We start from the raw sequence: 25886 nt of genomic DNA, 5'->3' as shown, positions 1-25886 counted from the left end.
GAGCAATGAAAATAATTCCTATGAATGAAGCTCAATAGGAATTATTATTTATTTTTTTAAAATTGAGAGCAAAATATTTGTTATATATAAGGAATACGACGTTATTAAAGGGCATCTACAGCAGCACTTAAAACTGCTCCAATAGAATCATTAATAACCAAATCAGCTTTAGAATCCGCAGAAGTAGAGCTCTTATTTATAAGTACAAGGTTTTTACCTTTAAAGTAATTTATAAGCCCAGCAGCGGGATATACTACAAGAGAAGTTCCTCCAATAATGAGTGTATCAGCTTTAGATATTGCATCTACGGCACCTCTAATTACTGTATCATCTAAACCTTCTTCGTAAAGTACTACATCGGGCTTAACAGATCCACCACATTTAGTGCAGATAGGAGCACCTTTTGCTTCTAAAACAAATTTTGCATCATAAAATTCATGACATTTAGTACAATAATTTCTATGAACAGAACCATGAAGTTCAAAAACATGTTTATTTCCTGCCATTTGGTGAAGTCCATCTATATTTTGTGTTACTATAGCCTTTAATTTGCCTATGTCTTCAAGTTTAGCTAATGCTAAGTGCCCACTATTTGGTTTAGCTTCAGGATAAATAAGTTTTGATTTATAAAAGTTGAAAAATTCTTCTGGATATCTAATATAAAAGGAATGTGATACTAATTGCTCAGGTGTAAATGTAACATTCAATTTTTCATTAAATAATCCAGTGGAACTTCTAAAATCAGGGATGTTAGATTCAGTGCTAACACCAGCTCCACCAAAGAAAACTATGTTGTTACTTGCTTTTAAAATTTGAGTTAACTTTTCTATTTCAGTACTCATAAAATCATCTCCAAACATTTAATAATTTTATTATTGCACAAATAATGAAAAAATCAAAATAGTATAATTCATCAATGTTAAAAATAAATTTTATCAAAAATATTAAAAAGTTGTTGACATAATATCTATATCTAGATATAATAAGTTTTGTGATCTGGTGATGACGGCGTAGAGGTAACACTCCTTCCCATTCCGAACAGGAAAGTTAAGGTCTACAGCGCCGATGGTACTGCATGGGAGACTGTGTGGAAGAGTAGGACGTTGCCAGGTAAGATGGCTCGATAGCTCAGTCGGTAGAGCAGAGGACTGAAAATCCTCGTGTCACTGGTTCGATTCCAGTTCGAGCCACCATATTTAAAGCACTAACGTAAGTTAGTGCTTTTTGTTTTTATGAAATAACCAAACTTAATAATTAAAATTAGGTGTGATAATGTTCAACATTCATTGATTATGTTGAGTATTTATAATTATAATATACATAATTTAAAAGTAAAAATAAAAGTCTATCAGTTTGATAGACCTTATATTTTTGATATTCGCAACTAAATTCAATTGTAAAGCATATTTATTAAACAGTGCATTGTTCAACAGATATTGAATATACGCCGCAATTAGGACATGCTGTGACAATAACTATGTAACTATCATCAATTTTTCCAGCATTAAAGAGTTTATTAAAAGATGTAGCTTTATATTCATTTTCAATTGTATTTATTACATATTCTTTATTTTTTGTATAGATATAAAAATGATATTCCAAATAACGATAAGATTTATTTACTTCATCTTGCGTATTGCAAGAACATTTACCAGAATAGTATTCATTAGAAAAAGCAACGTCTTCACCTTCATTTAGTGCATTTAAAATCAAGTCTAAAGATAAACCTACAATTTCATTATCATCCTCGAAAAATAATCCTTCACAATTTTCATTTGTTAAAAGGTAGTCTTTATTATCATAAGCAAATTTATAATCCACAAAATAACCTCCTGACAGTAATTTTATAAACACATTATACACCAAACAGAGAAAATCACATATTATTTAATTGACTTAAAGTAATTAAGAATAATTATAATTTTAGCTATTATATGTTTTCAATTTGCCAATCTATAGGTGTTTGACCTGTTGAAGTTAAAAATTCGTTTGTTTTTGAAAAAGGTTTGCTGCCGAAAAAACCTCTTGAAGCTGATAGAGGACTCGGATGCACTGATTTCAAGATAAGATGCTTAGGATTAGTAATTAAGCTAGTTTTCGAAATAGCGTTATTACCCCATAGAATAAACACTATAGGGGTTTCTTTTTCATTTAAAACGGTAATAATTTTAGTAGTAAACTCTTCCCAACCTTTATTTCTATGAGAATTAGCTTCACCGGCTCTAACTGTAAGAACTGTATTTAATAATAAAACTCCTTGATCAGCCCATTTTTTTAAATAACCATTGTTTGGAATATAACATCCTAGATCTGTATGAAGTTCTTTGTACATATTAACTAAAGATGGAGGTGCTTTTACTCCTGGGTTAACAGAAAAACTTAGACCGTGAGCTTGATTTGGACCATGATAAGGGTCTTGACCCAATATAACGACTTTCACATCTTTATAAGGTGTGAAATGTAATGCGTTAAAAAGGTCGTACATATTAGGATAAATAATCTTTGAATTATATTCGTTTACTAAAAATTTTCTTAATTTAAGATAATAATCTTTTTGAAATTCAGATTCTAAATAGTTTTTCCAATCATTTTTTAATATTTCTGACATAACATCACCCAAAGTTATTATAGCATTATATTATAAATTTATGTATATTATGTTATTAAGAGTAGAAAATTAAAAATAATTTTTTTTGTTATTGTGAGTAAATGTAGATACTGTTAAAATAAGAGGTATATTGAAATTTTAAATGGAAAAAATACAAAAATAATAATATTAAAGGAGAATTTACATGGAAAATAAAGTATTAGCTGTTGCTGCAGGAAATGAAATAACAGAAAAGGATTTAAGTGCAATAATTAGCAGATATCCTCAAGAACAAAGAGCAACTCTTCAAAACGAAGTGCAAAAGAAACAATTAATTGAGCAATTGATTTCATTTGAATTAATGAGTAAGTTTGGAAAAGAAATAGGATTAAACGAAACTCAAGAGTATAAAGAAGCTATGGAAAACATATCTAAAGAAGTAATTACTTCAATGGCTATAAATAAAGTATTAGCTGATGTTACTGTTACAGATGAAGAAGTTAAGAATTATTATGATAATAATAAAGAAGCTTTTAGTAGCCCAGCAACAGTTTCAGCTAGACATATATTAGTTGAAACTGAAGAAGAAGCTAAAAATGCAAAAGAAGAAATCTCAAATGGAAGTATTTCATTTGGAGATGCAGCAATGAAGTATTCAACATGCCCATCTAATCAACAAGGTGGAAATTTAGGAGAATTCTCTAAGGGAATGATGGTACCAGAATTTGAAGAAGCTGCTTTCAATGCAGAAATAGGAAAAATTACTGAACCAGTTAAGACTCAATTTGGATATCATTTAATAGTTGTAGATGCAAAAAATGAAGCTTCAGTTAAGAGTTTTGAAGAAGTAAAAAGTAATGTTTTAAATGAATTATTAAAACAAAATCAACATACAAAATATGACCAAATGTTAAAAGAATTAGAAGGAAAATATGGAGTAGAGAGAAAATAAATTTTACTTCTAAAATTTATAAATAAACAATAAAATGGCAGGTTATTCATACAATTTCTGTACAAACAGTATATGTTAGCAACAGTGAATGAATAATCTGCCGTTTAAAATTTAGAAATTACAATAAGTCTAAAAAAGAATTAATATATATATCCGCATATTCAAGCAATTCTTCTTTAGAATTTGTACATTCATCATCTTGTACTGCAACAACTTTCATATTGGCTGCCTTAGCTCCTTGCATAGCTGGTAAAATATCTTCAAAAACTAAGCAATTCTTTGGTTCAACTTCTAATTTTTTTGCAGCCAGTAAATAAACATCTGGACAATTTTTTCCATTATTAACTTCATCTGTGGTAGTAATGGAATCAAAATAATTGTAGATACCATTATTTTTTAAACAAGCTTCAAGCAAAGGCATGGAGTTGCTGGTTGCTAAAGCAATTTTAATTTTTTTTGATTTTAAATAATTAAAGAATTCTTTCACCCCACATTTTAATTTAACATTATTGGCATAATGATCAAATGCCATGTCATGCCACGCTTGTAACATTTCTTCTACTGAATCAGCAAGTTTAAATTTTTCTTTAATATAAACAGCAGTTTGGGTAAAACTCAAATGTGATATTTCATTTTTAAGATCTTTGGGCGCATTATATCCTTTTGATTTAAGATAGTCAACGTCGATTTTAGACCAAACCCACATAGAATCAACTAAGGTTCCATCCAAATCAAAAATTGCACCATTTATATTGGTAAGCATAAAGTACCTCCATAATATTATTAATAAGTAATTAAATTAGATGTGCTTAAAAATAGTATTCTTAATTTCATTATATGAAAAACGAGCTTTCATAGGTTATTTAAGAAAGCTCGTTTTATATAGGGATGGCATCAATAGCCATAAAATTTGGTCGGGGTGACAGGGATTGAACCTGCGACCTCATGGTCCCAAACCACGCGCGCTCCCATCTGCGCCACACCCCGAGAACATATTTAATTATATAGTCAAGTTATTCATGTGTCAAGAATTTTGAGAGATTTAAACTAATGTAGGATTAATTAAATAGAAATTATATGAGTTGAAACAAGTGATACTATTCTCATAAATTAGTTAAATTTGTAGATTTAGGAGGAGGTTTGGCTTAAAACGAGCAATATAAAGAATAACTTAGAAATAGTGGGGAATATGGACGATATATAAATTTTATTAAAATAAATTAAAATCTTGGAGGATGGATTAATTGTCTATCTTTAGTGAAAGTGTTATAATGTTAAAGGTAGTATATAAATGAAGGAGGGAAGGTTTGGAAAACCGAATATGAATGAGACAGAGAATTCTAGCTATTATGTTAGCGAGCGTAATCGTTATAGGTGGTTCAGTGCCAGTATATGCAGCTCCAGATAGTCAACAGTTAAGTGATTCGAGACAGAAATATGCAGAAATTCAAAGCAAAATAACGGACATTCAAAATAAGATTTACGATTTAGATGCGCAGATAGAACCACTACAATTAACGGTGGATAAGAATAAAAAAGAAATAGCTAACATTAATAAGGTTATTGACAACACTACAAAAGATATCGAACAATGTAAAAAAGATATCAACATAATGGATTTAGCATTAGGACAAAGAGTTAAAGAGATGTATAAATCCGGTGATTTAGAATTCAGTTATTTAAATTTTATGCTTGAATCAGAATCAACAAGTGATTTCTTTACTAGAGCAGAAGCGGTTAGTAAAATAGTAGGGAAAGATAAGTCCCAAATAGAGGAAGTTACAAGTAAAAAACAAGAATTAAATGATAAAATGCAATCCCTAGAAGATAAAAAGGCTGAGATAGATAAGCTTAATCAGGAAATACAAGCTAATTTAAGTCAATTAGAAGGTAAGAAAAGTGAAGCATCAGCTTTAGCAAAACAAGCTCAAGATGAAAAGAAGAATTTTGATTCACAATATTTATCACAATTAGAGAGAGATATTGTGAAGCCTCAAATTGATGTGTTGAGTAATTCTAATAGTTCAGCGGAAGATCTTCAAACAGCAATAGATCAATTAAGAAAGATTAGAGATAATCAAATTAAGAGTGAAATTGTTACATCAGAAATTAATGATAAGATTGAGAAAGCAAAGGCAGTAATAGCTGAAAAGAAGCAAGCTCAAGTAAGAGCAGCAACACCAAGCAGAGGTGGAAAAGTATCAGTACCATCAGCAGGAAACGCACAGGCTATTTTAAATATGGCTTATGCACAATTGGGAAAACCTTATGAATGGGGAGCAACTGGTACAAGAACTTTTGATTGTTCAGGATTTACTAGTTATGTATATCAAAATGCTGCGGGAGTAGGGATAGGAAGAACAACATATGATCAAGTCGATAGTGGACAAGCTGTAAGTCAAGATCAACTTAGACCAGGAGATTTGGTGTTTACTCATGCAGGTCATGTAGGAATATATGTTGGAAATGGACAAATGATTCATGCACCACAAACTGGTGATGTTGTTAAAGTTGGTCCTGTATATAGTTTCTATGCAGGAAGAAGAATTCTTAATTAGTAAACATAAGAAGTTAGTTGTTAATATCTGATTTCAAGACTAAGTTTTTCTGTCATTAGACAGAAGAACTTTTTTTTATTTATTTGTGATGCTATAATATGAAAGGTATGTTTATTTTATAGTAAAGGAAAATATTATGAATAATTATTTGAAATATATAAAAGATGATGAAACTATTGATGATTTACAGCTTAAGGAATTACAATTGATACAAAAGAAAGATGGATTTAAATTTGGTATTGATGCAGTATTATTATCAGATTTTGCTCAGGTTAAAAAGAAGCACGAAGTTATGGATTTGTGTACAGGAACCGGGATAATTCCATTTTTAATATATGGTAAGTATAATCCTAAAAGTGTGTATGGGTTAGAAATTCAAGAAGAAATGGTTGATATGGCAAAAAGAAGTGTAAAATTAAATTCACTAGAAGAAAAGGTTTCTTTTATTAATGAAGATTTAAAAAACATAGAGTATCTAAAGAAGCTAAAAAAATTTGATGTTATTACTGTGAATCCACCATACAAATTAAATAATGCTGGAATTATCAATCCCAATGACAAATTGGCTATAGCTAGACATGAAATATTATGCAATTTAGAGGATGTTATATATGCAGCAAGAATTTTATTAAAAGATAATGGAAGACTTTTCATGATTCATAGACCAGAAAGGTTGGCGGACATATTTACCATAATGAGAAAATATAAAATTGAGCCGAAGAGAGTAAAAATGATTCACCCTAAAATAGGTAAAGCTCCTAATATTGTGTTAGTTGAAGGACAAAGAGATGGTGGAGCATATCTAAAATGGGATGCGCCACTATATGTTTATGATGAAAGTGGTAAATATACCAAAGAAATAGATTCGATATATTGGAGGGAGTAAAATGAATAGTGGAAAATTATATCTAGTACCAACTCCTATTGGAAATTTAAAGGATATTACGTTAAGAGCCTTGGAAACATTGCGTGAAGTCGATATTGTAGCGGCGGAAGATACAAGACAAACACTAAAATTACTAAATCATTTTGAAATAAAAAAGACATTAATAAGTTATCATAAATTTAATGAACAAGATAAAAGTAATAAGATTATAGATTTATTATTTGAAGGAAAAAGTGTTGCAGTGGTATCTGATGCAGGAACGCCAGGAATATCAGATCCGGGAAGTGTTATAGTTTCAAAATGCATAGAAGAAAATATTGATTTTGAAGTACTTCCAGGTGCAACAGCTATAACAACGGCTTTAGTATACTCTGGATTAGATACTACAAAGTTTTTGTTTAGAGGTTTTCTACCTAGAGAGAATAAAGAACGTAAAAGAATCACTGACGAATTATTAAAGAGTCAAGAAACACTTATTTTTTATGAAGCACCGCATAGGTTGCTGGATACTCTGTCATTTTTGTTTGAAACATTTGGTGACAGAAAAATTGCAGTTTGTAGAGAGCTGACTAAGATTTATGAGGAAATATATAGAGGAACATTAGAGGAAGCAATAGAATATTTTGTTAGGAATAAACCTAGAGGAGAATTTGTTCTAGTTCTAGAAGGGAAGAAACTTGAAGATATAAAAGAGGAACAACGAGAGTTATGGATTAATTTATCGATTCAAGAACATATAATTAAATATATGAATGATGGATTAAATAAGAAAGATGCCATAAAGAGTGTAGCTAAGGAAAGAGAAATACCTAAGAGTGAAGTATATAAGTTTTCAACTGAAATTTAAAAGAATTTGTAAATATATTTATTAAAATATTTGTTAAGATGATACTAATGTAAAATAATAGTTTCTGTAGTTATTATTAAGTAAAAAAAGACTATCTCGAGTTGAACTGAGATAGTCTAATAAACAATACTATATTTGTGATAGGAAATTACCTACATCAAATATTATCTGTTAGCTTTAATTTCGTCTAAGCATTTTGTACAGATATTTTTACCTTTATAGTTGATAACATCTCTAGCGTCACCACAGAAGATACAAGCTGGCTCGTATTTCTTTAAGATGATTTGCTCTCCGTCTACATAAATTTCTAATGCATCCTTTTCAGCAATATCTAGAGTTCTTCTAAGTTCTATAGGAATAACTATTCTTCCTAATTCGTCTACTCTTCTAACTACACCTGTTGATTTCATAAAAATTCCTCCTCATTCCATTATTCGACATTCTACTATGATATATTACCAAGGATGTAATATAAAGTCAATGGATTTTTTCAAAAAATTTATAAAAAATTACAAAATTCAACTTTAATAAACATCTTAAGTAAAATATACTACCATATTTTAGAAAAGTCAAGTGGATTTTTTTGACAATTTGATAGGAGAATTGGAAAAAAAGTTTTTTATAATGTTGTAAATATTAAAGTTGAGTTGTTATATATAATAGTTGGTGAATAAAAAATAGAATAATTAAAAAAATACATAGAAAAATGAACAAAAAAGTAATAAAAACGGCTTTTTGTGGAATGGAAGGTTATGTAAGAAATAATGTCGATTAATTACATAAATTAGATATTTTTTAAATAGGTATGGAGAAGAGCTCTAATGCAAATTAGAATTAAAATTATTAATATCTTAATAGTTATCAATAATGTGAAATAAGATAAAATAAATGGTGTTTAATGTAACTTGTAATAAGTTGATAATTACTATATAATGTATGCATAAAGTTCAATGAAAGAATAGGTGTAAAGAATGGGGAAAAATTTTGATTCAAATTATATTAAAGAATTAGCTGAGGAAATATCGAAAAATAGTTTGATTTCATATGAAGATTTTCCTAAGTACGATTTATTTTTATCACAAGTAATTGATTATTTAAATGATAAATTTTTGGATGAAAAGTTTACTAACAATATAGTTCAAAACTATACTAAAAGTGAAGTGATAACCAAACCAGAGGATGGTAAAAAGCGAGGATATACAAAAACTCATTTGACACAATTAGTATTGCTTGGATATATGAGACCTATTTTAACGACAGAAGAAATAAAAAAAGTATTTAGACTTGCTTTTAATGAAATAAATGATAGAAATGATGATATTTTAGCATGGGAAGAAACTTACAAGACTTTTATTCAAATTCAAAAAGAAAGCTTGGAGAATAATTTAATTACATCTTTAGCAAGTGAAGATAAATTAGAAGAAATTATTAAGACTTTTAATTTGAAAGATAAAGATAAGGAAAGAATAAAAATTTTTCTATTAGTTTTATCGTTAATTGCAGAAGCAAGTGTTATAAAAAAACTAGTTCAAAAAATAGTTAATGAATATGAAACAGAGTAGTTATAAATAATTTAGAAATACTTACTTAATTGGTATCTATAATTTTAGAGGACTGATTGAGTAAGTTTTTTCATATAAAATAAATATTTTGGAAGTTTTAATTTAGCATGTTAAATAGTGGAGACAATATTATGGATAAAATTATTATAAAAGAATCTGTAAGAAACTTAGTAGAATTTTGTTTAAAACAAGGTGATATAGATAATAGGTTTTCAGGAAATGGCAGAGCTTTAGAAGGTACAAAAGCACATCAAAAACTTCAAGAAGATAATGGCAAGATTTATGAAAATTATCAAAAAGAAGTCTATTTGACTCATGAATTTGAAATGAAAAAAAGTGTTATTAATATCGAGGGACGAGCGGATGGAATAATAAATGAAGATGATAAAATAATTATTGAGGAAATTAAATCTACATATAAAAATTTTTCATATATCGATGACTCAAATGAAGTTCATTGGGCTCAAGCAAAAGTATATGCATTAATTTATGGTGAGGATAATAAAATAGATACATTACATATAAGGTTATCTTATGTACAGCTTGAGACAGATGAGGTTAAAAGCTTTGAAAGGAAATTCACTTTAAATGAATTGAAGGAATTTACCTTAAAGCTATTAGAAGAGTATGAAAGATTTAGTATTTTAATATATAAGAAGATGAGTAATAGAAATGAGTCCATAAAGGATCTTGAATTTCCATTTGAAAAATATAGAGAAGGTCAAAGAAAATTAATAAATATAGCATATCAGACGATTAAAGAGAAAGAAATGTTGTTTGCTCAAGCTCCAACAGGAATAGGTAAAACAATATCAACTATATTTCCAGCAGTAAAAGCTTTAGGGAGTGGAATTGGAGAAAAAATAATATATTTAACAGCGAAGACAATTAACAGGCAGGTTGCAGAAGATACTTATGATAAACTCAGGCAAGGTGGCTTAAAATTTATAAGTATTACAATTATGGCAAAAGAAAAAATATGCATAAATAAGGAGTTTGATTGTAACCCAGAAAACTGTATATATGCGAAAGATTATTATAGTAAGGTAAAAAAAGTAATATTAGATATTATTGAGGGTGAGGATAGGATTTCCTCGGAAATATTACAAAATTATGCTGAAAAATATGAGGTTTGTCCTTTCGAACTTTCTTTAGATTTAAGCATGTATTGTGATGGGATTATAGGCGATTATAACTATATTTTTGATCCAAGAGTATCATTAGGAAGAATTTTAGAGAATAAGGGAAATATAGTTCTTATTGATGAGGCACATAATTTAATAGACAGAGCAAGAATGATGTATTCGGCATCTTTATCAAAGGATAAAATAATGGAATGTAAGAAGATTGCTAAAGGTAAACTTAGTAAAATACATTCAGTATTGGGTAAAATAAATAGTTATTTTATTGATTTGAGAAATGAGTGTGAGCATAAGAGCGTAGAATGGTTTTATGAAGTTGAAGAACCTAAAGACTTAATTAAATATTTACAGCTGTACCTAAAAGAAAGTGAAGAAATTTTAATAAGAGGAAATAGATTTGAAGGATATGGAGAGATACTACAATTATATTTTGATATAAATGCTTTTATTTCCACCATGCAATTATATGATGAGAATTACAGGACATCTATTGAAAAGGAAGCACAAGATTTGAAGCTTACGTTATATTGCGTAAATCCAGCAAAAAATTTAAAGGAATATCTATCAAAATGTTATTCTGCAATTTTCTTTTCAGCAACTATATCGCCGATAATGTATTATGTCAATATGCTTGGAGGAAATGATGAAACCTATAGATTGAAACTTCCATCACCATTTAAAAGAGAAAATTTAAATGTGTATTTGAGTCCAATTAATATAAGATATAAATATAGGGAAAGAACAATAGGATTAGTAAAAAACAAAATTTTAAAGTTTGTAGAAGAACAATTAGGAAACTATATAATTTTTTCACCATCATATGTATATATGGAGTTACTATATGATGAATTAACAAAAGAAACTATAAAGGAATTTGAAATTGTAAAGCAAAAACAAAATATGAGTGAAGAAGAGAAAAGGGAGTTTTTAAGCAAGTTTAAAGAAAATAGAAATCTATTAATGCTTTGTGTACTTGGTGGGATGTTCTCAGAGGGAATAGATTTACCTGGGGAACAATTAATAGGAAGTGTTATAGTTGGCGTTGGTTATCCAATGATATCAATGAATAATGAAATAATGAAGGATTTTTACAATGAAAATGGTTATGATTATGCGTATGTGTTTCCAGGGATAAATAAAGTGCAACAGGCAGTAGGAAGAGTTATAAGAACTGAAACTGATAAAGGAAGAATTTTACTTATTGATGATAGATATGCTACAAATAAATACAAATTGCTATTACCGAGTGAATGGTATCCTATAAAGAAATATTAACCTAGAATTGTCATTTATAAGTAATTATTGTACATTGTTAATTAAAAATAAGTATGTTAAAATATTCATGTTAGTTTTATAGAATAAAATAGATTACGATAAAATTTTTATGTAGAATTAAGGAGCGAGGGAAATGAATATTCCATTAATTGATTTAAAAGCTCAGTATAAATCTATTTCTGAAGATTTAGATAGAGTGACTAAGGAAGTACTTTCTTCAGCAAATTACATCATGGGCAAAAATGTAACAGAATTTGAAATGGAATTTGCAGAATACATAGGTGTTAAGCATGCAATATCCGTAGGAAACGGAACAGATGCATTAGTTATTGCATTAAAATCTTTAGGAATAGGAAATGGTGATGAAGTAATAACTTCTACATTCACTTATTTTGCTTCAGCAGAAGCTATTTCAGCAGTTGGTGCAACACCTGTTTTTGTTGATGTGGAAAAAGAAACGTTTAATATAGATCCAACTAAGATAGAAGAAAAAATTACTGATAAGACAAAAGCTATTATACCAGTACATATCTTTGGTCAATGTGCAAAGATGGATGAAATAAATGAAATAGCTAAGAAACATAATTTAAAGATTGTAGAAGATGCAGCCCAAGCATCAGGTGCTAAATATAAAGGTAAAAGAGCAGGAACATTAGGAGATGCTGCTTGTTTTTCATTCTTTCCAACAAAGAATCTTTCATGTGCTGGAGATGGTGGTATTATAGTAACAAATGATGATGGAATAGCAACCATAGCAAGAGCTTTAAGGACTCATGGAAGTGGTGAAAATGGTCAAAAAGCATACAATCTATTAAATAATATTAAAGAAGAAATTGAGACATCAAAAGAAGGTGATGATACAGTATATAATCCATTAAAGTATTATAATTACTTAATAGGATATAACTCAAGACTAGATGCTATCCAAGCAGCTATTTTGAAAGTAAAATTACCGTATTTAGATAAATGGAATGCTGGAAGAAGAAGAATTGCTAAAATATATGATGAAAAATTTAAAGATTCAAATGTAGTGACACCAATCATAGCTGAAGAAAACGAAACTATCTATCATCAATATGTACTTCAGTGTGATGATAGAGATGCTATGCTAGTTAAACTTAAGGAAAAGGGAGTAGCAACAGGAGTGTATTATCCAGTTCCGCTACACTTACAAAAGGTATATAAAGATCTTGGATATAAAGAAGGGGATATGCCTATCGCTGAATACTTATCGCATAGAACTTTTGCAATTCCTGTTTATCCAGAACTGACAGAAGAAGAAATTAATTATATAGTTGAAAGTATTCAAGCTTAATATTATTAATTAATGTTTCAATAGAAAAATTTTTAAACATGTGAGGATTATTTATGGATAATGGTTATTTTGTACATGAATCCAGTTATGTAGACGATAATGTCAAAATAGGAGCTGGAACAAAGATATGGCATTTTTCTCACGTTATGAGCAATAGTGAAATGGGAGAAAAATGTAACATAGGACAGAATGTTGTAGTATCACCAGGTGTAAAACTTGGAAATGGTGTAAAGATACAAAATAATGTTTCTGTTTATACTGGAGTGATTTGTGAGGATGATGTTTTCTTAGGACCTTCATGTGTGTTCACAAATGTGGTAAATCCGAGAAGTTTTATAGAAAGAAAGAGTGAATATAAGGAAACTATAATTGGCAAAGGTGCATCCATAGGCGCAAATGTTACAATAGTATGTGGGCATAATATAGGTAAGTATGCCTTGATAGGAGCAGGTGCAGTAGTTACTAAGGATATACCAGATTATGCTTTAGTTGTTGGAAATCCAGCAAAAATGTTGGGATATGTATGCCAATGTGGTGAGAGGCTGAATTTTAATGATGAGCATGCAACATGCAGTGCTTGCGGAAAGAATTATGATATAAACGGTGAAAAAGTTAAATGCATAAATGACTAGTTCAATTAAGTATGTATAAGATAATATGTAATAAATGAACTATATACATTGGTTTAATAATATTTATTAAAGAAATTCTGTAAGAATTTCATCAAAAACTGTAAACTGTGAACTGTTAACTGAAATAAGTGGAGGTATAAGATGTCAGCATTAAAACAACAATTATTAGATAAAATAAACAATAAAACTGCCAAAGTTGGGGTGGTTGGTCTTGGATATGTAGGATTACCATTAGCTGTAGAAAAAGCTAATGCAGGGTATAAAACTATAGGCTTTGACGTTCAAGAGCAAAAAGTAAAAATGGTTAATGACGGACAAAATTATATAGGAGATGTAGTTGATGAAACTTTAAAGAAATTGGTAGAAGCAAAAACGCTACAAGCAACAACTGATTTCAGTTTTGTAAAAGATGTAGATACTATTTGTATTTGTGTACCAACTCCTTTAGATTTATATAAGCAACCTGATTTATCATATGTAGTTGACTCAACAAAAAGTGTTGCACAATATTTACATAAAGGTATGCTTGTTATTCTTGAAAGTACTACTTATCCAGGAACAACAGAAGAAGTTCTTAAGCCAATTTTAGAGGAAAGCGGACTTAAATGTGGAGAAGACTTTTTCTTGGCTTTCTCACCAGAAAGAGTTGATCCAGGTAATAAGGATTTTAATACTAAAAATACTCCAAAAGTTGTTGGAGGATGTAGTGAAGAATGTACTGAAGTTGCAGCAGCATTATATAGAAACATTTTAGAAGGAGATATACATACAGTATCATCACCAGCTGTGGCTGAAATGGAAAAGATATTAGAAAATACTTTTAGAAATATAAATATTGGATTAGCTAATGAAATGGCTATATTATGTAACAGAATGGGGATAGACGTATGGGAAGTTATAGATGCAGCAAAAACTAAACCATATGGATTTATGCCATTTTATCCAGGACCAGGACTTGGAGGTCACTGTATTCCGCTTGATCCATTTTATTTAGAGTGGAAAGCAAAAGAATATGATTATCATACAAGATTAATCGAAACATCAGGAGAAATTAATGATTCAATGCCTGAATTTGTACTTGATAATGTTATGAAAATTTTAAATAAGAATAAAAAAGCATTAAATGGAGCAAAAGTTTTATTATTAGGTGTAGCTTATAAAAATGATATTGATGATTATAGAGAATCACCAGCATTTAAGGTAATAGAATTACTAGAAAAGAATGGTGCTGATCTTAAAGTAAATGATCCTTATTGTGCTGTATCAAAGTATAAAGGAAAAATATATAATTCAGTTGACTGGAAAGAAGTTATCGATGACTCTGACATTGTTATAATTACAACAAATCACAGCTGTTATGATTACGAATCGATTGTAGCTAGAGCTAAGGTTGTGTATGATACAAGAAATGCAACTAAGAATGTAATAAATAACAGAGAGAAGATTTATAAGTTATAATTATATTATAGACAGATGAGGTATATTCGTAAAAATTTAATTTAGGAATATACCTTTTTATATGATAACTATGTAAATTAAAATTATAACGGCAAAGAGGTTGCTACACAATGAAAAAAATAATAAGTTTACTAATACCAATAATGATTGCTGTACTTGTAACAGTTGCAGTAAATTCATTTTTGGATAAAAAAATAGAGGTATTAACCAAGCAAAAAGATATTAGTGTAATGGGAAAAAAGTTTTCTGATTTTGTAAAGGATAAGAGTTCTCTAGATAAAAAATTATTGTCTGACAAGGGAGATTTATTCTTGCTTGCTTCTTCCGAAATGAGTATAAAGGTACCACAAAATCCGTTGAAGTTATTTCCTATTAAAGGAGAAAACTATGATTTAAGTGGTTTTGGAAGGGCATTTTCACAAAGTTTACAGCAAGCTAATTATCTTGGTGGTGCAGATATTAATGATAATCAAAAAGTTGCATATGTCCTATCGATTCAATGGTTTGAAAAACAAAATGAATTAGATCCAGCTAGCTTTGTGGCTAATTTTTCAGAAGTGCAATTTTATAAATTTTTAAATAATCCTAAGATAAGTGAAAATAATAAAAGGTATTATGCAGATAGAGTCTATAACTTTCTAACAAAAGCTAAAAAGTATTCACCAGAAGCATATTACGCTAAGTTATATTTGGATTCTAGCAAATTTTCGACGTTTCAAAAGGCTGCATTTAAACCATATTATGAGATGAAGCAATATTTGCTAGATGTTCAAGATAAGGCATTAATTTATGAGGAGCTTAAAGATTTGCCAAACATAGCTGATAAAAAACAGCCAAAAGAAATTGATTGGGATGAAGAATATAAAAAAATTGAGAATGAAAATGAAAAATTAATATCAACAAATGAGTTGAAGTTAGAGGATAACTATTATAAGGAGTACTTGGGAAGTACAGTGAGTAAACATAAAGGGGAATGTAAATCAGATGATTTGCTTTCAGCAAAGGAAATGGATGATTATAAATTTTTCTTGAGTGTTTGCAAAGATTTAAATATAAAACCGTATATTATATTGCAACCAGCTAATGGATGGTATGCTGATTATGAAGAACTTAGCAAAGATGCTAGACAGAATTATTATGAGGAGATTAAGAAGTTATCTAAGGACAGTGGATTTGAGGTTCTTGATTTATCTCAATATGAATATAAACAATATTTTTTATTTGATACTCAACATTTTGGAAAAGAAGGGTGGCTTAAGGTAGATGAAGAAATTTATAAACATTTTAAATAAAAATAGAGATTTGAGCAGAAGTATAATTTTATCAATTGTGCTAGTTTCAGCATTAATGGCATATTTCTTCTACTCTGCAGCAGATTTACCATTTGTATATAGTCAATTTTAGTACAATAAATAGCCTTGTGGATATTTAAGTAAATTAACCTATAATTATCCACTAATAACCATGGAGGAATTAAAATGACATTAGTTGAATATGGCGATTACTTTTATTTATATGTGCTAGCAATTGCCTTAATACCTGCTATTATTATGGGATTGTTTGAAAAAAAAATTAAATATTATGGGATTTTCTTATCAATATTAATGATAATGGCAATAATGGGAATAGGGAAAATATTTCCTTTATTTTTACTTTTTGAAATTACATTAATTAAAACTTACTCTGTTTTAAGAAAAAAGACGGATAACAAATATTTATATTTTTTAGTACTGCTTTGTTCAATGTTGCCAGTTGTTATTTTTAAAATAAGTGCTGTAACGATTGAAAGAAGTATAGGATTTATAGGTCTTTCGTATATGAATTTCAAAGCTATTCAAATGGTTATAGAAATATATGACGAGACTATTAAAGAAGTTAGTATATTAAAAACACTATATTTCTTCTTGTTTTTTCCAACTTTAATTTCTGGTCCTATTGATAGATCAAGAAGATTTGAATCGGATTTAGATAAGAATATAAGCAGGAATGAATATGTTAATGAATATTTGTATTATGGGATAAAATGCATAATAAGAGGGATAGTATATAAATTTATTATAGCTAGTATAATTAATTCAATATGGATGAGTAAAATACCTACGCATATAACCTTTATTAATAGTATGAATTATATGTATTCATATAGCTTATATTTGTTCTTTGATTTTGCAGGATATACAGCTTTTGCAGTTGGTACAAGCTATATTTTAGGGATAAGAATGCCAGAAAACTTTAATAAACCATTTATTAGTAAGGATATGAAGGAGTTTTGGACTAGATGGCACATCTCTCTATCGAAATGGTTTGGAGATTACATATATTCAAGATTTGTATTAAATAGCATGAGAAATAAGAGATTTAAGAGTAGGTTTGTAGCTTCTCATGTTGGACAATTGCTTACAATGTTAATAATGGGAGCATGGCATGACTTAAAATGGTATTATATTATATATGGACTATATCAGGGCTTAGCATTAGTTGGAACTGATATATATCAAAGAAAATCGAAATTTTATAAAAATCATAAGAAAGAAAAATGGTTTCAATATGCTCAAATAGTGATTACATTCCATATAGCATGTTTTGGATTGTTAATATTTTCAGGATATTTGTATAATAAGTAGAGTTATAAGGTGATTTTAACAAAGATTTTAAACTGGTTATTTTGAGTTTTCATATAACCAGTTTTTTTATAAACAAATCACATAAAAATAACAGTATTAGAATAAAATATATATGTTTAAATTATTAATTAGTTGCCATATATTGTAATCGAAGAAGAATATAGAATAAGGAATGGCGGTAAAATATGTATGAAATGTAAAAGTATAATGAAATTTTTAATATATCTTATAGTTAAAATTAAGAAAGATGATGTATTTGCCTTAGCCTCTCAGCTAGCATACTATTTGGTGTTGTCATTTTTCCCATTCATGCTTTTTTTGATGACATTAATTGGCTTTAGTAGGTTTAATTCTGCTCAAATATTAGCACAACTTAGTATTATGTTTCCCAAAAGTATACTAGAATTAACAAGAACAACAATAGAAGAAGTATTTGATAATCAACATACTGGTTTGTTAGGAATTTCAATTCTGTTGACGGTATGGACAGCATCCTCGGCATTTAAAGCTATAATTAAAAGTGTAAATAAAGCTTATAATTTTAAGGAAAACAGATCGTTTATTAAGTTGTCAATAATATCTATGTTGGGAATATTATCATTAGCAATAACTATAATGCTGTCACTGATACTTTTAGTTTTTGGTAATGTAATAGGAGAATACATTCAATCGATTTATCAATTCTATATAATATCAGTTTTTTGGAATGTATTGAGATATTTTTTAATACTTGTTATCATGATATTTATTTTTATAGGGATTTATACATTTGCTCCAGCTAAGAAGCTTATATGGAAAGAGGTGATTCCTGGAGCTATATTTAGCACACTAGGATGGGGGATAGTATCTTTTGGATTTTCATTTTATATAGATAATTTTAATAATTACGCAAGATTATATGGAAGTCTTGGAGCAGTATTTATTCTAATGACATGGTTATTTTTGATATCAATAATATTTATTTTGGGAGTTGAAATAAACTGCGTTACAGCAGAAAATAAAAAAATCAAATATTAATGAAAATTAATTTGCTTCTGATGAATATAAGTTATTGAAGTGGATATAACTTTAAAAGAAAAAAATTCAGGAGGTAAAGAAATGAATAAAATAATACTGTTAGGAAGATTAGTTAGAGACCCTGAACTTAGGCACACTGAAAATAGTGATAAGATTTATACTAAATTTACAATCGCTGTACAAAGAAATTTTAAGTTGCCAGATGGAGCTAGAGAAGCTGATTTTATTCCAATTAGAGTATGGGGAAAAAAAGCGGAAGTTATTGTTAAATATATGAAGAAAGGAAGCCTTATCACAGTGAGTGGAAGACTAAGAACTGGTAGCTATGAAGATAAGGATGGGAATAAAAAGTATATAATAGAGGTTGTAGCAGAAGACTTTAAATTTATTGAAAATAAAAAACAAAAAGATGAGATTTTAGAAGGTTAACTAATTACTTGGGATTTTGAAGACATTATGTTAAGAGAATAATATGGAATATCAATAATAAAGAGTTGCCTAAATATTTTTTTAATATAAGGCAATTCTTTTTATACAATATATAACATATAAAATAGTAAAAAGTTATATTGGGATAAAATAACATAATAACATTGATTATTTAATATGATGTTATTATAAATATTTAATAAAATTAAAGGTATTCGTATAAAAGTGAAATGAATTTAAATGAAAAATATAAAGTAAAAGGACATAAAACTTAATATAATTAATTAATGAAATTTATTGAAAAAGGGTTGTATTTAAGAATGAATGTGTTATAATAAAGATGTAAACGGTATCTAAAAATATTTTTCAATTATGGAATGAAAAGAGAGATTATGAGGTAAAAAAAGAGCTAATAGCTCTTTTTTTATGCATTAATATAAGTAGAATTGAATATATTACGGCAATCGACAATAATTACATTTGGATGATGATATTGGGTGGAAAGTTATTCTTTTATTCGACAATGAGAGGTAAAAAACACCAAACTGAAGAATGTACGTGTAATAAAAGTGAAAGGAAGAAATTTTATTGTCAATAAAAAGATAAATAAAATTGAAAACGTGGACATGCTTTGACAATTTATTGTTATGTTTTGTGATAAGATTATTTTGTAAATGAGAATTATTAATTAAAGGAGTTGAAGGGTATGAATTTAGTTGAGGAGTATGCATCGGTTAATAGTGAAGCGGATCTTGAATTTCGATATGCATATAGACTCATAAAATCAAATTTTATGGGTGTAACGGCATATGGGATAGAGATTGAAAGAAAAGATTATGTGGGATTAAAGAATGTGAATTTGGAAAGAGAAAAAGTCGAAACTATATCAATTCATAGACACAAGGTGAAACAATTACTAATGAAATTATACAATAATCAAGTTTCACCAATACATTTGATTGATGTGATAGGTAATTATGTTGATGAACACGTTTGCGAGTTTGATGTAGGAACAAATGAAAAAATTATAAATTAATAAAAATTATTATAGAAATAATTTTATATTTGCGCTAAGATTGTGAAAAGAGATTACTAAGGAAAGGCGATAAACATGATTATAGGTATTGGCACAGATATAATTGAGATTGGCAGAATTGAAAAAGTAATAAGTAGAACTAGAAGCTTTATTGAAAGATCATTTACTACAAAGGAAATCGAGTATTTTAGTTTACATGGATTTAAGGGAAATGTAATAGCAGGAAATTTTGCGGCTAAAGAAGCAATAAGTAAAGCTTTAGGAACTGGATTTAGAGGATTTGGGTTAAAAGATATTGAAGTGTTGAGAGATGAACTTGGAAAACCTATTGTATATTTAAATGATAACATTAATAAAATAGTGGATATAAAAAAAGTAAATATCCATGTTAGCATTTCGCATAGTAAAGAAAATGCAATAGCATATGCAGTTATGGAGGTAATATAATGATTGAAATTTTTTCTGCAGAGAAGTGTAGAGAAATGGATAGCAAGAGTATTAATGAAATTGGCATTCCGAGTATTGTCTTGATGGAAAATGCAGCAATACAATTATTAAGGGTATTGAGAGATAAAGGAGAATCTTTTTTAATATTATGTGGAAAAGGAAATAATGGTGGTGATGCATTAGCATTATCTAGACATCTAATATTAGAAGGAAAGAAAGTAAAAGTCTGCATAATAAGTGGAAATCAAAATTACAGCAATGATTTTAGGACTAATTTTAATATTATAGAGAAGTTAATTGATAAGAAGGAGCTATTGTTTATTCAGTCAGAAGAAGATATAGATGAAAATTTTATTGATGACTTGAATAATTATGATGTAGTAGTTGATGGGATTTTTGGGGTTGGACTCAACAATGAACTAACAGGCATGTTTAAGAAGGTAATAGAAAAGGTAAATATGTATGGAAAATTTATTGCAGCAATAGATGTTCCATCAGGGTTGGATTCTAATTTCGGAATTGAAAGGGGAGCTTCCATTAGGGCTCATGTAACCTATACATTTGAAGTTATTAAAAGAGGTTTCCTAAAATATAAAGCAATTAATTATGTGGGAAAAATAAAGATATTAAAAATTGGAATACCAGAACAGGTGAAAAAAATAAATACTGAAAATACGTATATTCTAGAAGAAAAAGAATATAAATTTTTACTTCCAAAGCGAGAAGTATTTGGACATAAGGGTGATTATGGTAGAGCTTTGGTTTTCGCGGGAAGATCAGGTTTTACAGGTGCAGCATTTATTACTACAGAATGTACAGTTAGAGCAGGGGCTGGATTAACAACATTAATATGTGATAAAGATATTCAAGGAATATTAGCAAACAGACTAGTAGAGGCTATGACATCAAATTTTGATAGCAATATAATAGAACTTATAAAAAGTGCAAATTCTATTGCACTAGGGCCTGGATTTGGAATTGGAGAAAGACAAGAAGAAATATTAAAGCAGGTGATTGATAATAGCAACTGCCCAATTGTTATTGATGCAGACGGGATAACTTTATTAGGAAAAAACAAGAAACTGCTTAAAAATCTAAAGAATAGAGCAATTATAACCCCTCATCCAGGAGAATTAGCAAGATTTTTAGAAATAACTGTTGAGGAGGTTGAGGATAACCGAAGTGAAATTGCTAAGGAAGTTGCTAATAAATATGGAATAGTAGTATTGCTAAAGGGTTACAATACTGTGATTTCAAATGGTAAAGAAATTTATATAAATTCAACTGGAAATAGTAAGATGGCATCTGGTGGAATGGGAGATGCATTAACAGGAATAATAAATGCATTTATTTCTCAAGGTGTTAATATAGAGAATGCAGCACTTTTTGGTGCATATATACATGGTAAAATAGCTGATAGATTAGGCGAGCAGGTTTACATAATAAATGCGAGAGATATTATAAATGAATTACCAATAGAAATTAATAATATATTGGTTAATTGAGAATAAATCTTCCAAATAGTTCATAAATACTATTAACATAGTAATAAATATTTGGAGGAATTATGAACTTGAGAAGTAACTTATTTGATAAAAAGATGATAATTGGAATATTGGTATTAATTCCAATATTAGTGATTGTGTTAGTCATTATAGGCAGGAATTTAATTATTCCGTCAAATGAAGATATAATAAATCAATTAAAGCATGAAAAATACTATAGCAGTAAAGTCCATTATTTATTTAAAAATTCAAAATCACAATTTGAGGAAAACACAACTCAGTATTATAGCTTTGATAAAGGGTTAAGAATAGAATTTTTAGATGGCTATAAACGGGTTAAAGTATATAAAGGCGGAGAAATAAAGGTGGAAAAAGATGGTGACGAAGATTATACTCTTGATAAAGATATAGATAAAATTTATCCATTAGCATTTTTACAAAACATTTTATCTAATTATCAGGAAGGTGATGCAGAAGAAGTTAAGGAAGAATGGGGATCAGGACTTTATTTGAAAGTAAATATAGACTATAAGAATATGAATAAACACTTAGATAAAGCTGAACTTTATATAGATAAAAATAAAAAGGTTCCAGTTTTATTAAAGATTTTGGATGATAATAATAAAGAAAGAGTAATAATAACTTATAAGGATTTTAAGATTGAGAAAACTTTAAGTAATGATTTATTTTAGAAAGTATATTAAATTGAAATCAAGCCAGCATTAACATTAAAGCTATAAAATAAAAGTACATAAATATTAAAGCGAAAATTATCAGAGATAAGGGAATATGTAAAAATTGAGAAATAAGTAATACAAATCCTTTGACAAATTGACATAATTTGCAATATAATCATAGTTAATAAGAATATTTTACTACGATGGAGGCGGAAATATGTCAATAAAAAATCTGAATAATGTGAAAAACGTTAAAATAAAAGGTATAGAAACTCCAAAAAATAAAAAAAGTAGTGGAATTATGGAGAAATCGTTAATACAATATATTAACGAAGGTTTTTCAGCTGAATTTGAAGTATTAATGAGAAATGGGTATAAAGATATGGCTGAAATAAACTTAGAATATTCTAAATTGGGAATTGAATATTTGTTAGATGATGTTAATGAGTATGAGGCATGGATTTGCGGAGTGTGATTATTTAAAAATGGCAAACATTGTGGTAAAAAGAGGGGAAATTTTCTATGCTGATTTAAGTCCAGTTATAGGATCTGAGCAGGGTGGAATAAGACCTGTAATTATTATACAAAATGATATTGGAAATAGATATAGTCCTACAGTTATTGTTGCAGCAATAACATCTCAGATTAATAAAGCTAAACTTCCTATTCATGTTGAAATTTCATCAGAGGAATATGGATTAAATAGAGACTCAGTTGTTCTATTAGAACAAATAAGGACACTGGATAAAAGAAGGCTAAAAGAAAAAATTGGACATATGACTGAAGCAGACATGAAGAAGGTTGATAGGGCATTAGCTGTTAGTTTAAATTTAAATTAATATAAAATGTGTTAAAAATTTTGGAGTAGTATAAATGTTATTATATTTATACTACTCTTTTTGGTTTAATAATATGATATATTATATGGTATATTTATAGAAAAAAGTATACTACATATATAAATAGTATATACAAAATATAGCTTATATGCTAGAATAAATTTGTTAAAAAAATATATAATATAAAATAGGTTAAGGAATTAATAACAGGGGGTTGTTTAATGAATAAAGATTACAAACTTGAAGAAGTATCAAAGTTAATTAGAAAAGATATAGTTTATATGCTTACTGAGTCGGCATCGGGCCATCCAGGAGGATCTTTATCAATAGCAGATATTATGACTGTATTATTCTTTAAGGAAATGAATATAGATGTGAACAAAATTAATGATCCTGATAGAGATAGATTTGTTTTATCAAAAGGCCATGCTGCACCTGCATTATATAGTGTATTGGCAAGAAAAGGATATTTTCCAGTAGAAGAATTAGCTACATTAAGAAAAACTGGTTCAAGATTACAAGGACATCCTAATATGAATGATTTACCAGGAATTGACATGTCAACAGGTTCTTTAGGTCAAGGGATTTCTGCAGCAGTAGGAATGGCACTAGCAGGAAAACTTGATAAAAAGGATTATAGAGTATATGCAATTTTAGGTGATGGAGAACTTGAAGAAGGTCAGGTTTGGGAAGCATCAATGTCAGCTGCTCACTATAAATTAGATAACTTAACTGCATTTATAGATAATAACGGATTACAAATAGATGGAAATATAGAAGATGTTATGAATCCAGGACCAATAGATAAAAAATTTGAAGCCTTTGGTTGGAATGTTTTAACTATTAATGGTCATGATTATGATGAAATCATTAATGCAATTTCAAAAGCAAAGGAAGTTAAGGGAAAACCAACAGCGATTATATGTAACACAATAAAAGGAAAAGGTGTTTCGTTTATGGAAAATCAAGCAAGTTGGCATGGAGCGGCTCCAAGCAAAGAGCAATGTGAGCAGGCATTACAAGAGATTGGAGGAGCAAACTAATGGGAAATAAAATAGCAACTAGAGAAGCTTACGGGAAAGCATTAGTAAAGCTTTCAACTTTAAATAAAAATGTTGTGGTACTTGATGCAGATTTATCAAAATCCACTAAAACTGCAGATTTTAAGGCTGTTTCACCAGAAAGATTTATAAATGTTGGGATTGCAGAGTCTAATATGATGGGAATTGCTGCAGGTCTTTCAACTTGCGGAAAAATTCCATTTGCAAGTACTTTTGCAATGTTTGCAGCTGGAAGGGCATTTGAACAAATTAGAAACTCAATATGCTATCCTAAATTAAATGTGAAAATTTGTGCAACTCATGCTGGTTTGACAGTTGGTGAAGATGGAGCTACTCATCAATCAGTTGAAGATATATCATTAATGAGAAGTATTCCAAATATGACAATAATAAACCCAGCTGATGCAGTAGAAACAGAAGCAGCAATATTAGCAGTAGCAGAATATAATGGTCCGTGCTATGTAAGATTAGGAAGATTAGCAGTAAGTATTATAAATGATGCACAAAGCTATAAATTCGAAATTGGAAAAGGAATAACTTTAGCCGATGGTAATGATGTTACTATAGTAGCAACTGGAATGATGGTGGAATTAGCCTTAGAGGCAAAAGATATCTTGTCAAAAGAAGGAATTAATGCTAGAGTAATAAATATACATACAATAAAACCGATCGATATAGAACTATTAATTAAAGCGGCTAAGGAAACTAAGGCAATGGTTACTGTTGAAGAGCATAGTGTAATCGGTGGTTTAGGTTCAGCTGTTGCTGAGGTTGTGACAGAAGAATGTCCAATTCCAGTATTAAAAGTTGGAATAAAAGATACTTTTGGTGAAAGTGGTAAGCCAAATGAACTTTTAAAAGTTTATGGTTTAACAACAGAAGCAATAGTAGAGCATAGTAAGAAAGCTGTTTCATTAAAGAAATAATTTGATTTTAAAGTGAGTAAATACTTTAAGATTAACGATAATAAAATATAGTATAACAAAATGCAGGATATAAAGCCTATGAAATAGCTTCGTATCCTGTATTTTTTGTTT

General features: G+C 28.8%; 27 protein-coding genes, 2 tRNA genes and 1 rRNA gene. 24 read left to right on the top strand and 6 right to left on the bottom strand.

Features of this window, described 5'->3' with window-relative positions; genetic code table 11:
* Positions 1-104: 104 nt before the first annotated feature.
* Positions 105-842, bottom strand: a complete 738-nt coding sequence (locus tag CSPA_RS27015) for an NAD-dependent protein deacylase (protein ID WP_015395602.1) — start codon at positions 840-842, stop codon at positions 105-107.
* A 153-nt stretch (positions 843-995) separates the two neighbouring features.
* On the opposite strand from CSPA_RS27015, the gene rrf reads away from it, so the two are divergent.
* Both rrf and CSPA_RS27005 read left to right on the top strand, forming a co-directional pair.
* Positions 996-1112 (top strand): 5S ribosomal RNA (gene rrf / locus CSPA_RS27010).
* Between the two features lie 5 nt (positions 1113-1117).
* A tRNA-Phe gene (locus CSPA_RS27005) sits at positions 1118-1193 on the top strand.
* Positions 1194-1410: 217 nt separating this feature from the next.
* Here CSPA_RS27005 and CSPA_RS27000 read toward each other — a convergent pair.
* Together CSPA_RS27000 and CSPA_RS26995 are read right to left on the bottom strand one after the other, a co-directional pair.
* A complete protein-coding gene (locus CSPA_RS27000; RefSeq protein ID WP_015395601.1) occupies positions 1411-1821 on the bottom strand; it encodes a DUF3785 domain-containing protein in 411 nt (136 codons plus the stop codon).
* Positions 1822-1930: 109 nt separating this feature from the next.
* Positions 1931-2608: a uracil-DNA glycosylase gene (locus tag CSPA_RS26995; RefSeq protein ID WP_015395600.1), complete on the bottom strand. Its 678-nt coding sequence runs from the start codon at positions 2606-2608 to the stop codon at positions 1931-1933.
* A gap of 184 nt (positions 2609-2792) precedes the next feature.
* Between CSPA_RS26995 and CSPA_RS26990 the strand changes: the two genes are divergently transcribed.
* Complete coding sequence (locus tag CSPA_RS26990; protein WP_015395599.1) at positions 2793-3539, top strand: peptidylprolyl isomerase; 747 nt, start codon at positions 2793-2795, stop codon at positions 3537-3539.
* Positions 3540-3657: 118 nt separating this feature from the next.
* Here CSPA_RS26990 and CSPA_RS26985 read toward each other — a convergent pair whose 3' ends face one another.
* Both CSPA_RS26985 and CSPA_RS26980 read right to left on the bottom strand, forming a co-directional pair.
* Positions 3658-4302: an HAD family hydrolase gene (locus CSPA_RS26985; RefSeq protein ID WP_015395598.1), complete on the bottom strand. Its 645-nt coding sequence runs from the start codon at positions 4300-4302 to the stop codon at positions 3658-3660.
* A gap of 148 nt (positions 4303-4450) precedes the next feature.
* Positions 4451-4526: transfer RNA gene (locus tag CSPA_RS26980), tRNA-Pro, on the bottom strand.
* 338 nt (positions 4527-4864) lie between these two features.
* Between CSPA_RS26980 and CSPA_RS26975 the strand changes: the two genes are divergently transcribed.
* The 3 genes from CSPA_RS26975 (at position 4865) to rsmI (ending at position 7830) form a co-directional block, all read left to right on the top strand.
* On the top strand, positions 4865-6097 hold the full coding sequence (locus tag CSPA_RS26975; protein WP_015395597.1) for a C40 family peptidase: 1233 nt from the start codon (positions 4865-4867) through the stop codon (positions 6095-6097).
* A gap of 136 nt (positions 6098-6233) precedes the next feature.
* On the top strand, positions 6234-6983 hold the full coding sequence (locus tag CSPA_RS26970; protein WP_015395596.1) for a tRNA1(Val) (adenine(37)-N6)-methyltransferase: 750 nt from the start codon (positions 6234-6236) through the stop codon (positions 6981-6983).
* A 1-nt stretch (position 6984) separates the two neighbouring features.
* The gene (gene rsmI / locus CSPA_RS26965) at positions 6985-7830 is read left to right on the top strand and encodes a 16S rRNA (cytidine(1402)-2'-O)-methyltransferase (protein WP_015395595.1); all 846 of its coding nucleotides are present in this window, start codon (positions 6985-6987) and stop codon (positions 7828-7830) included.
* Positions 7831-7994: 164 nt separating this feature from the next.
* Here rsmI and CSPA_RS26960 read toward each other — a convergent pair whose 3' ends face one another.
* Entirely contained in the window at positions 7995-8240 is a 246-nt protein-coding gene (locus CSPA_RS26960; RefSeq protein WP_015395594.1) for an AbrB/MazE/SpoVT family DNA-binding domain-containing protein, read from the bottom strand.
* A 561-nt stretch (positions 8241-8801) separates the two neighbouring features.
* Between CSPA_RS26960 and CSPA_RS26955 the strand changes: the two genes are divergently transcribed.
* The 18 genes from CSPA_RS26955 to CSPA_RS26875 all read left to right on the top strand — a co-directional run bounded on the left by CSPA_RS26955 (position 8802) and on the right by CSPA_RS26875 (position 25775).
* Positions 8802-9392 (top strand): DUF1836 domain-containing protein, encoded by a 591-nt coding sequence (locus CSPA_RS26955; RefSeq protein ID WP_015395593.1) that lies wholly within the window; start codon positions 8802-8804, stop codon positions 9390-9392.
* 131 nt (positions 9393-9523) lie between these two features.
* Positions 9524-11809 (top strand): ATP-dependent DNA helicase, encoded by a 2286-nt coding sequence (locus CSPA_RS26950; protein ID WP_015395592.1) that lies wholly within the window; start codon positions 9524-9526, stop codon positions 11807-11809.
* A gap of 133 nt (positions 11810-11942) precedes the next feature.
* Positions 11943-13124: a DegT/DnrJ/EryC1/StrS family aminotransferase gene (locus CSPA_RS26945; RefSeq protein ID WP_015395591.1), complete on the top strand. Its 1182-nt coding sequence runs from the start codon at positions 11943-11945 to the stop codon at positions 13122-13124.
* Positions 13125-13177: 53 nt separating this feature from the next.
* Positions 13178-13756 carry an acyltransferase gene (locus CSPA_RS26940; protein WP_015395590.1) on the top strand — a complete coding sequence of 193 codons (579 nt, stop codon included), beginning with the start codon at positions 13178-13180 and terminating at the stop codon, positions 13754-13756.
* A 141-nt stretch (positions 13757-13897) separates the two neighbouring features.
* Entirely contained in the window at positions 13898-15214 is a 1317-nt protein-coding gene (locus CSPA_RS26935) for a nucleotide sugar dehydrogenase (RefSeq protein WP_015395589.1), read from the top strand.
* Positions 15215-15324: 110 nt separating this feature from the next.
* Entirely contained in the window at positions 15325-16506 is a 1182-nt protein-coding gene (gene dltD / locus CSPA_RS26930; protein WP_015395588.1) for a D-alanyl-lipoteichoic acid biosynthesis protein DltD, read from the top strand.
* Entirely contained in the window at positions 16478-16618 is a 141-nt protein-coding gene (locus CSPA_RS30370; protein WP_015395587.1) for a hypothetical protein, read from the top strand. Before dltD ends, CSPA_RS30370 begins: the two co-directional genes overlap by 29 nt.
* Positions 16619-16692: 74 nt before the next feature.
* Positions 16693-17838, top strand: coding sequence for a D-alanyl-lipoteichoic acid biosynthesis protein DltB (gene dltB / locus CSPA_RS26925; RefSeq protein ID WP_015395586.1), 1146 nt, complete (start codon positions 16693-16695; stop codon positions 17836-17838).
* Between the two features lie 189 nt (positions 17839-18027).
* A complete protein-coding gene (locus CSPA_RS26920) occupies positions 18028-18855 on the top strand; it encodes a YihY/virulence factor BrkB family protein (RefSeq protein ID WP_015395585.1) in 828 nt (275 codons plus the stop codon).
* An 81-nt stretch (positions 18856-18936) separates the two neighbouring features.
* On the top strand, positions 18937-19284 hold the full coding sequence (locus CSPA_RS26915) for a single-stranded DNA-binding protein (protein WP_015395584.1): 348 nt from the start codon (positions 18937-18939) through the stop codon (positions 19282-19284).
* Positions 19285-19990: 706 nt separating this feature from the next.
* Positions 19991-20320, top strand: a complete 330-nt coding sequence (locus CSPA_RS26910; protein ID WP_015395583.1) for a DUF6514 family protein — start codon at positions 19991-19993, stop codon at positions 20318-20320.
* Positions 20321-20395: 75 nt separating this feature from the next.
* Positions 20396-20767 carry a holo-ACP synthase gene (acpS, locus tag CSPA_RS26905; RefSeq protein ID WP_015395582.1) on the top strand — a complete coding sequence of 124 codons (372 nt, stop codon included), beginning with the start codon at positions 20396-20398 and terminating at the stop codon, positions 20765-20767.
* Entirely contained in the window at positions 20767-22272 is a 1506-nt protein-coding gene (locus tag CSPA_RS26900) for a bifunctional ADP-dependent NAD(P)H-hydrate dehydratase/NAD(P)H-hydrate epimerase (protein WP_015395581.1), read from the top strand. The genes acpS and CSPA_RS26900 overlap by 1 nt, the downstream gene beginning before the upstream one ends.
* Before the next feature lie 62 nt (positions 22273-22334).
* Positions 22335-22964 (top strand): germination lipoprotein GerS-related protein, encoded by a 630-nt coding sequence (locus tag CSPA_RS26895; protein ID WP_015395580.1) that lies wholly within the window; start codon positions 22335-22337, stop codon positions 22962-22964.
* 202 nt (positions 22965-23166) lie between these two features.
* Positions 23167-23424: a hypothetical protein gene (locus CSPA_RS26890; protein WP_015395579.1), complete on the top strand. Its 258-nt coding sequence runs from the start codon at positions 23167-23169 to the stop codon at positions 23422-23424.
* A gap of 10 nt (positions 23425-23434) precedes the next feature.
* The gene (locus CSPA_RS26885) at positions 23435-23788 is read left to right on the top strand and encodes a type II toxin-antitoxin system PemK/MazF family toxin (RefSeq protein WP_017810322.1); all 354 of its coding nucleotides are present in this window, start codon (positions 23435-23437) and stop codon (positions 23786-23788) included.
* Positions 23789-24009: 221 nt separating this feature from the next.
* Positions 24010-24831 carry a transketolase gene (locus tag CSPA_RS26880; protein ID WP_015395577.1) on the top strand — a complete coding sequence of 274 codons (822 nt, stop codon included), beginning with the start codon at positions 24010-24012 and terminating at the stop codon, positions 24829-24831.
* The gene (locus CSPA_RS26875) at positions 24831-25775 is read left to right on the top strand and encodes a transketolase family protein (RefSeq protein WP_015395576.1); all 945 of its coding nucleotides are present in this window, start codon (positions 24831-24833) and stop codon (positions 25773-25775) included. Before CSPA_RS26880 ends, CSPA_RS26875 begins: the two co-directional genes overlap by 1 nt.
* Positions 25776-25886: the final 111 nt, after the last annotated feature.

This window comes from Clostridium saccharoperbutylacetonicum N1-4(HMT) (assembly GCF_000340885.1).
GTDB classification, from domain to species: Bacteria; Bacillota; Clostridia; order Clostridiales; family Clostridiaceae; genus Clostridium; species Clostridium saccharoperbutylacetonicum.
This window is presented reverse-complemented; position numbering and strand designations above follow the sequence as displayed.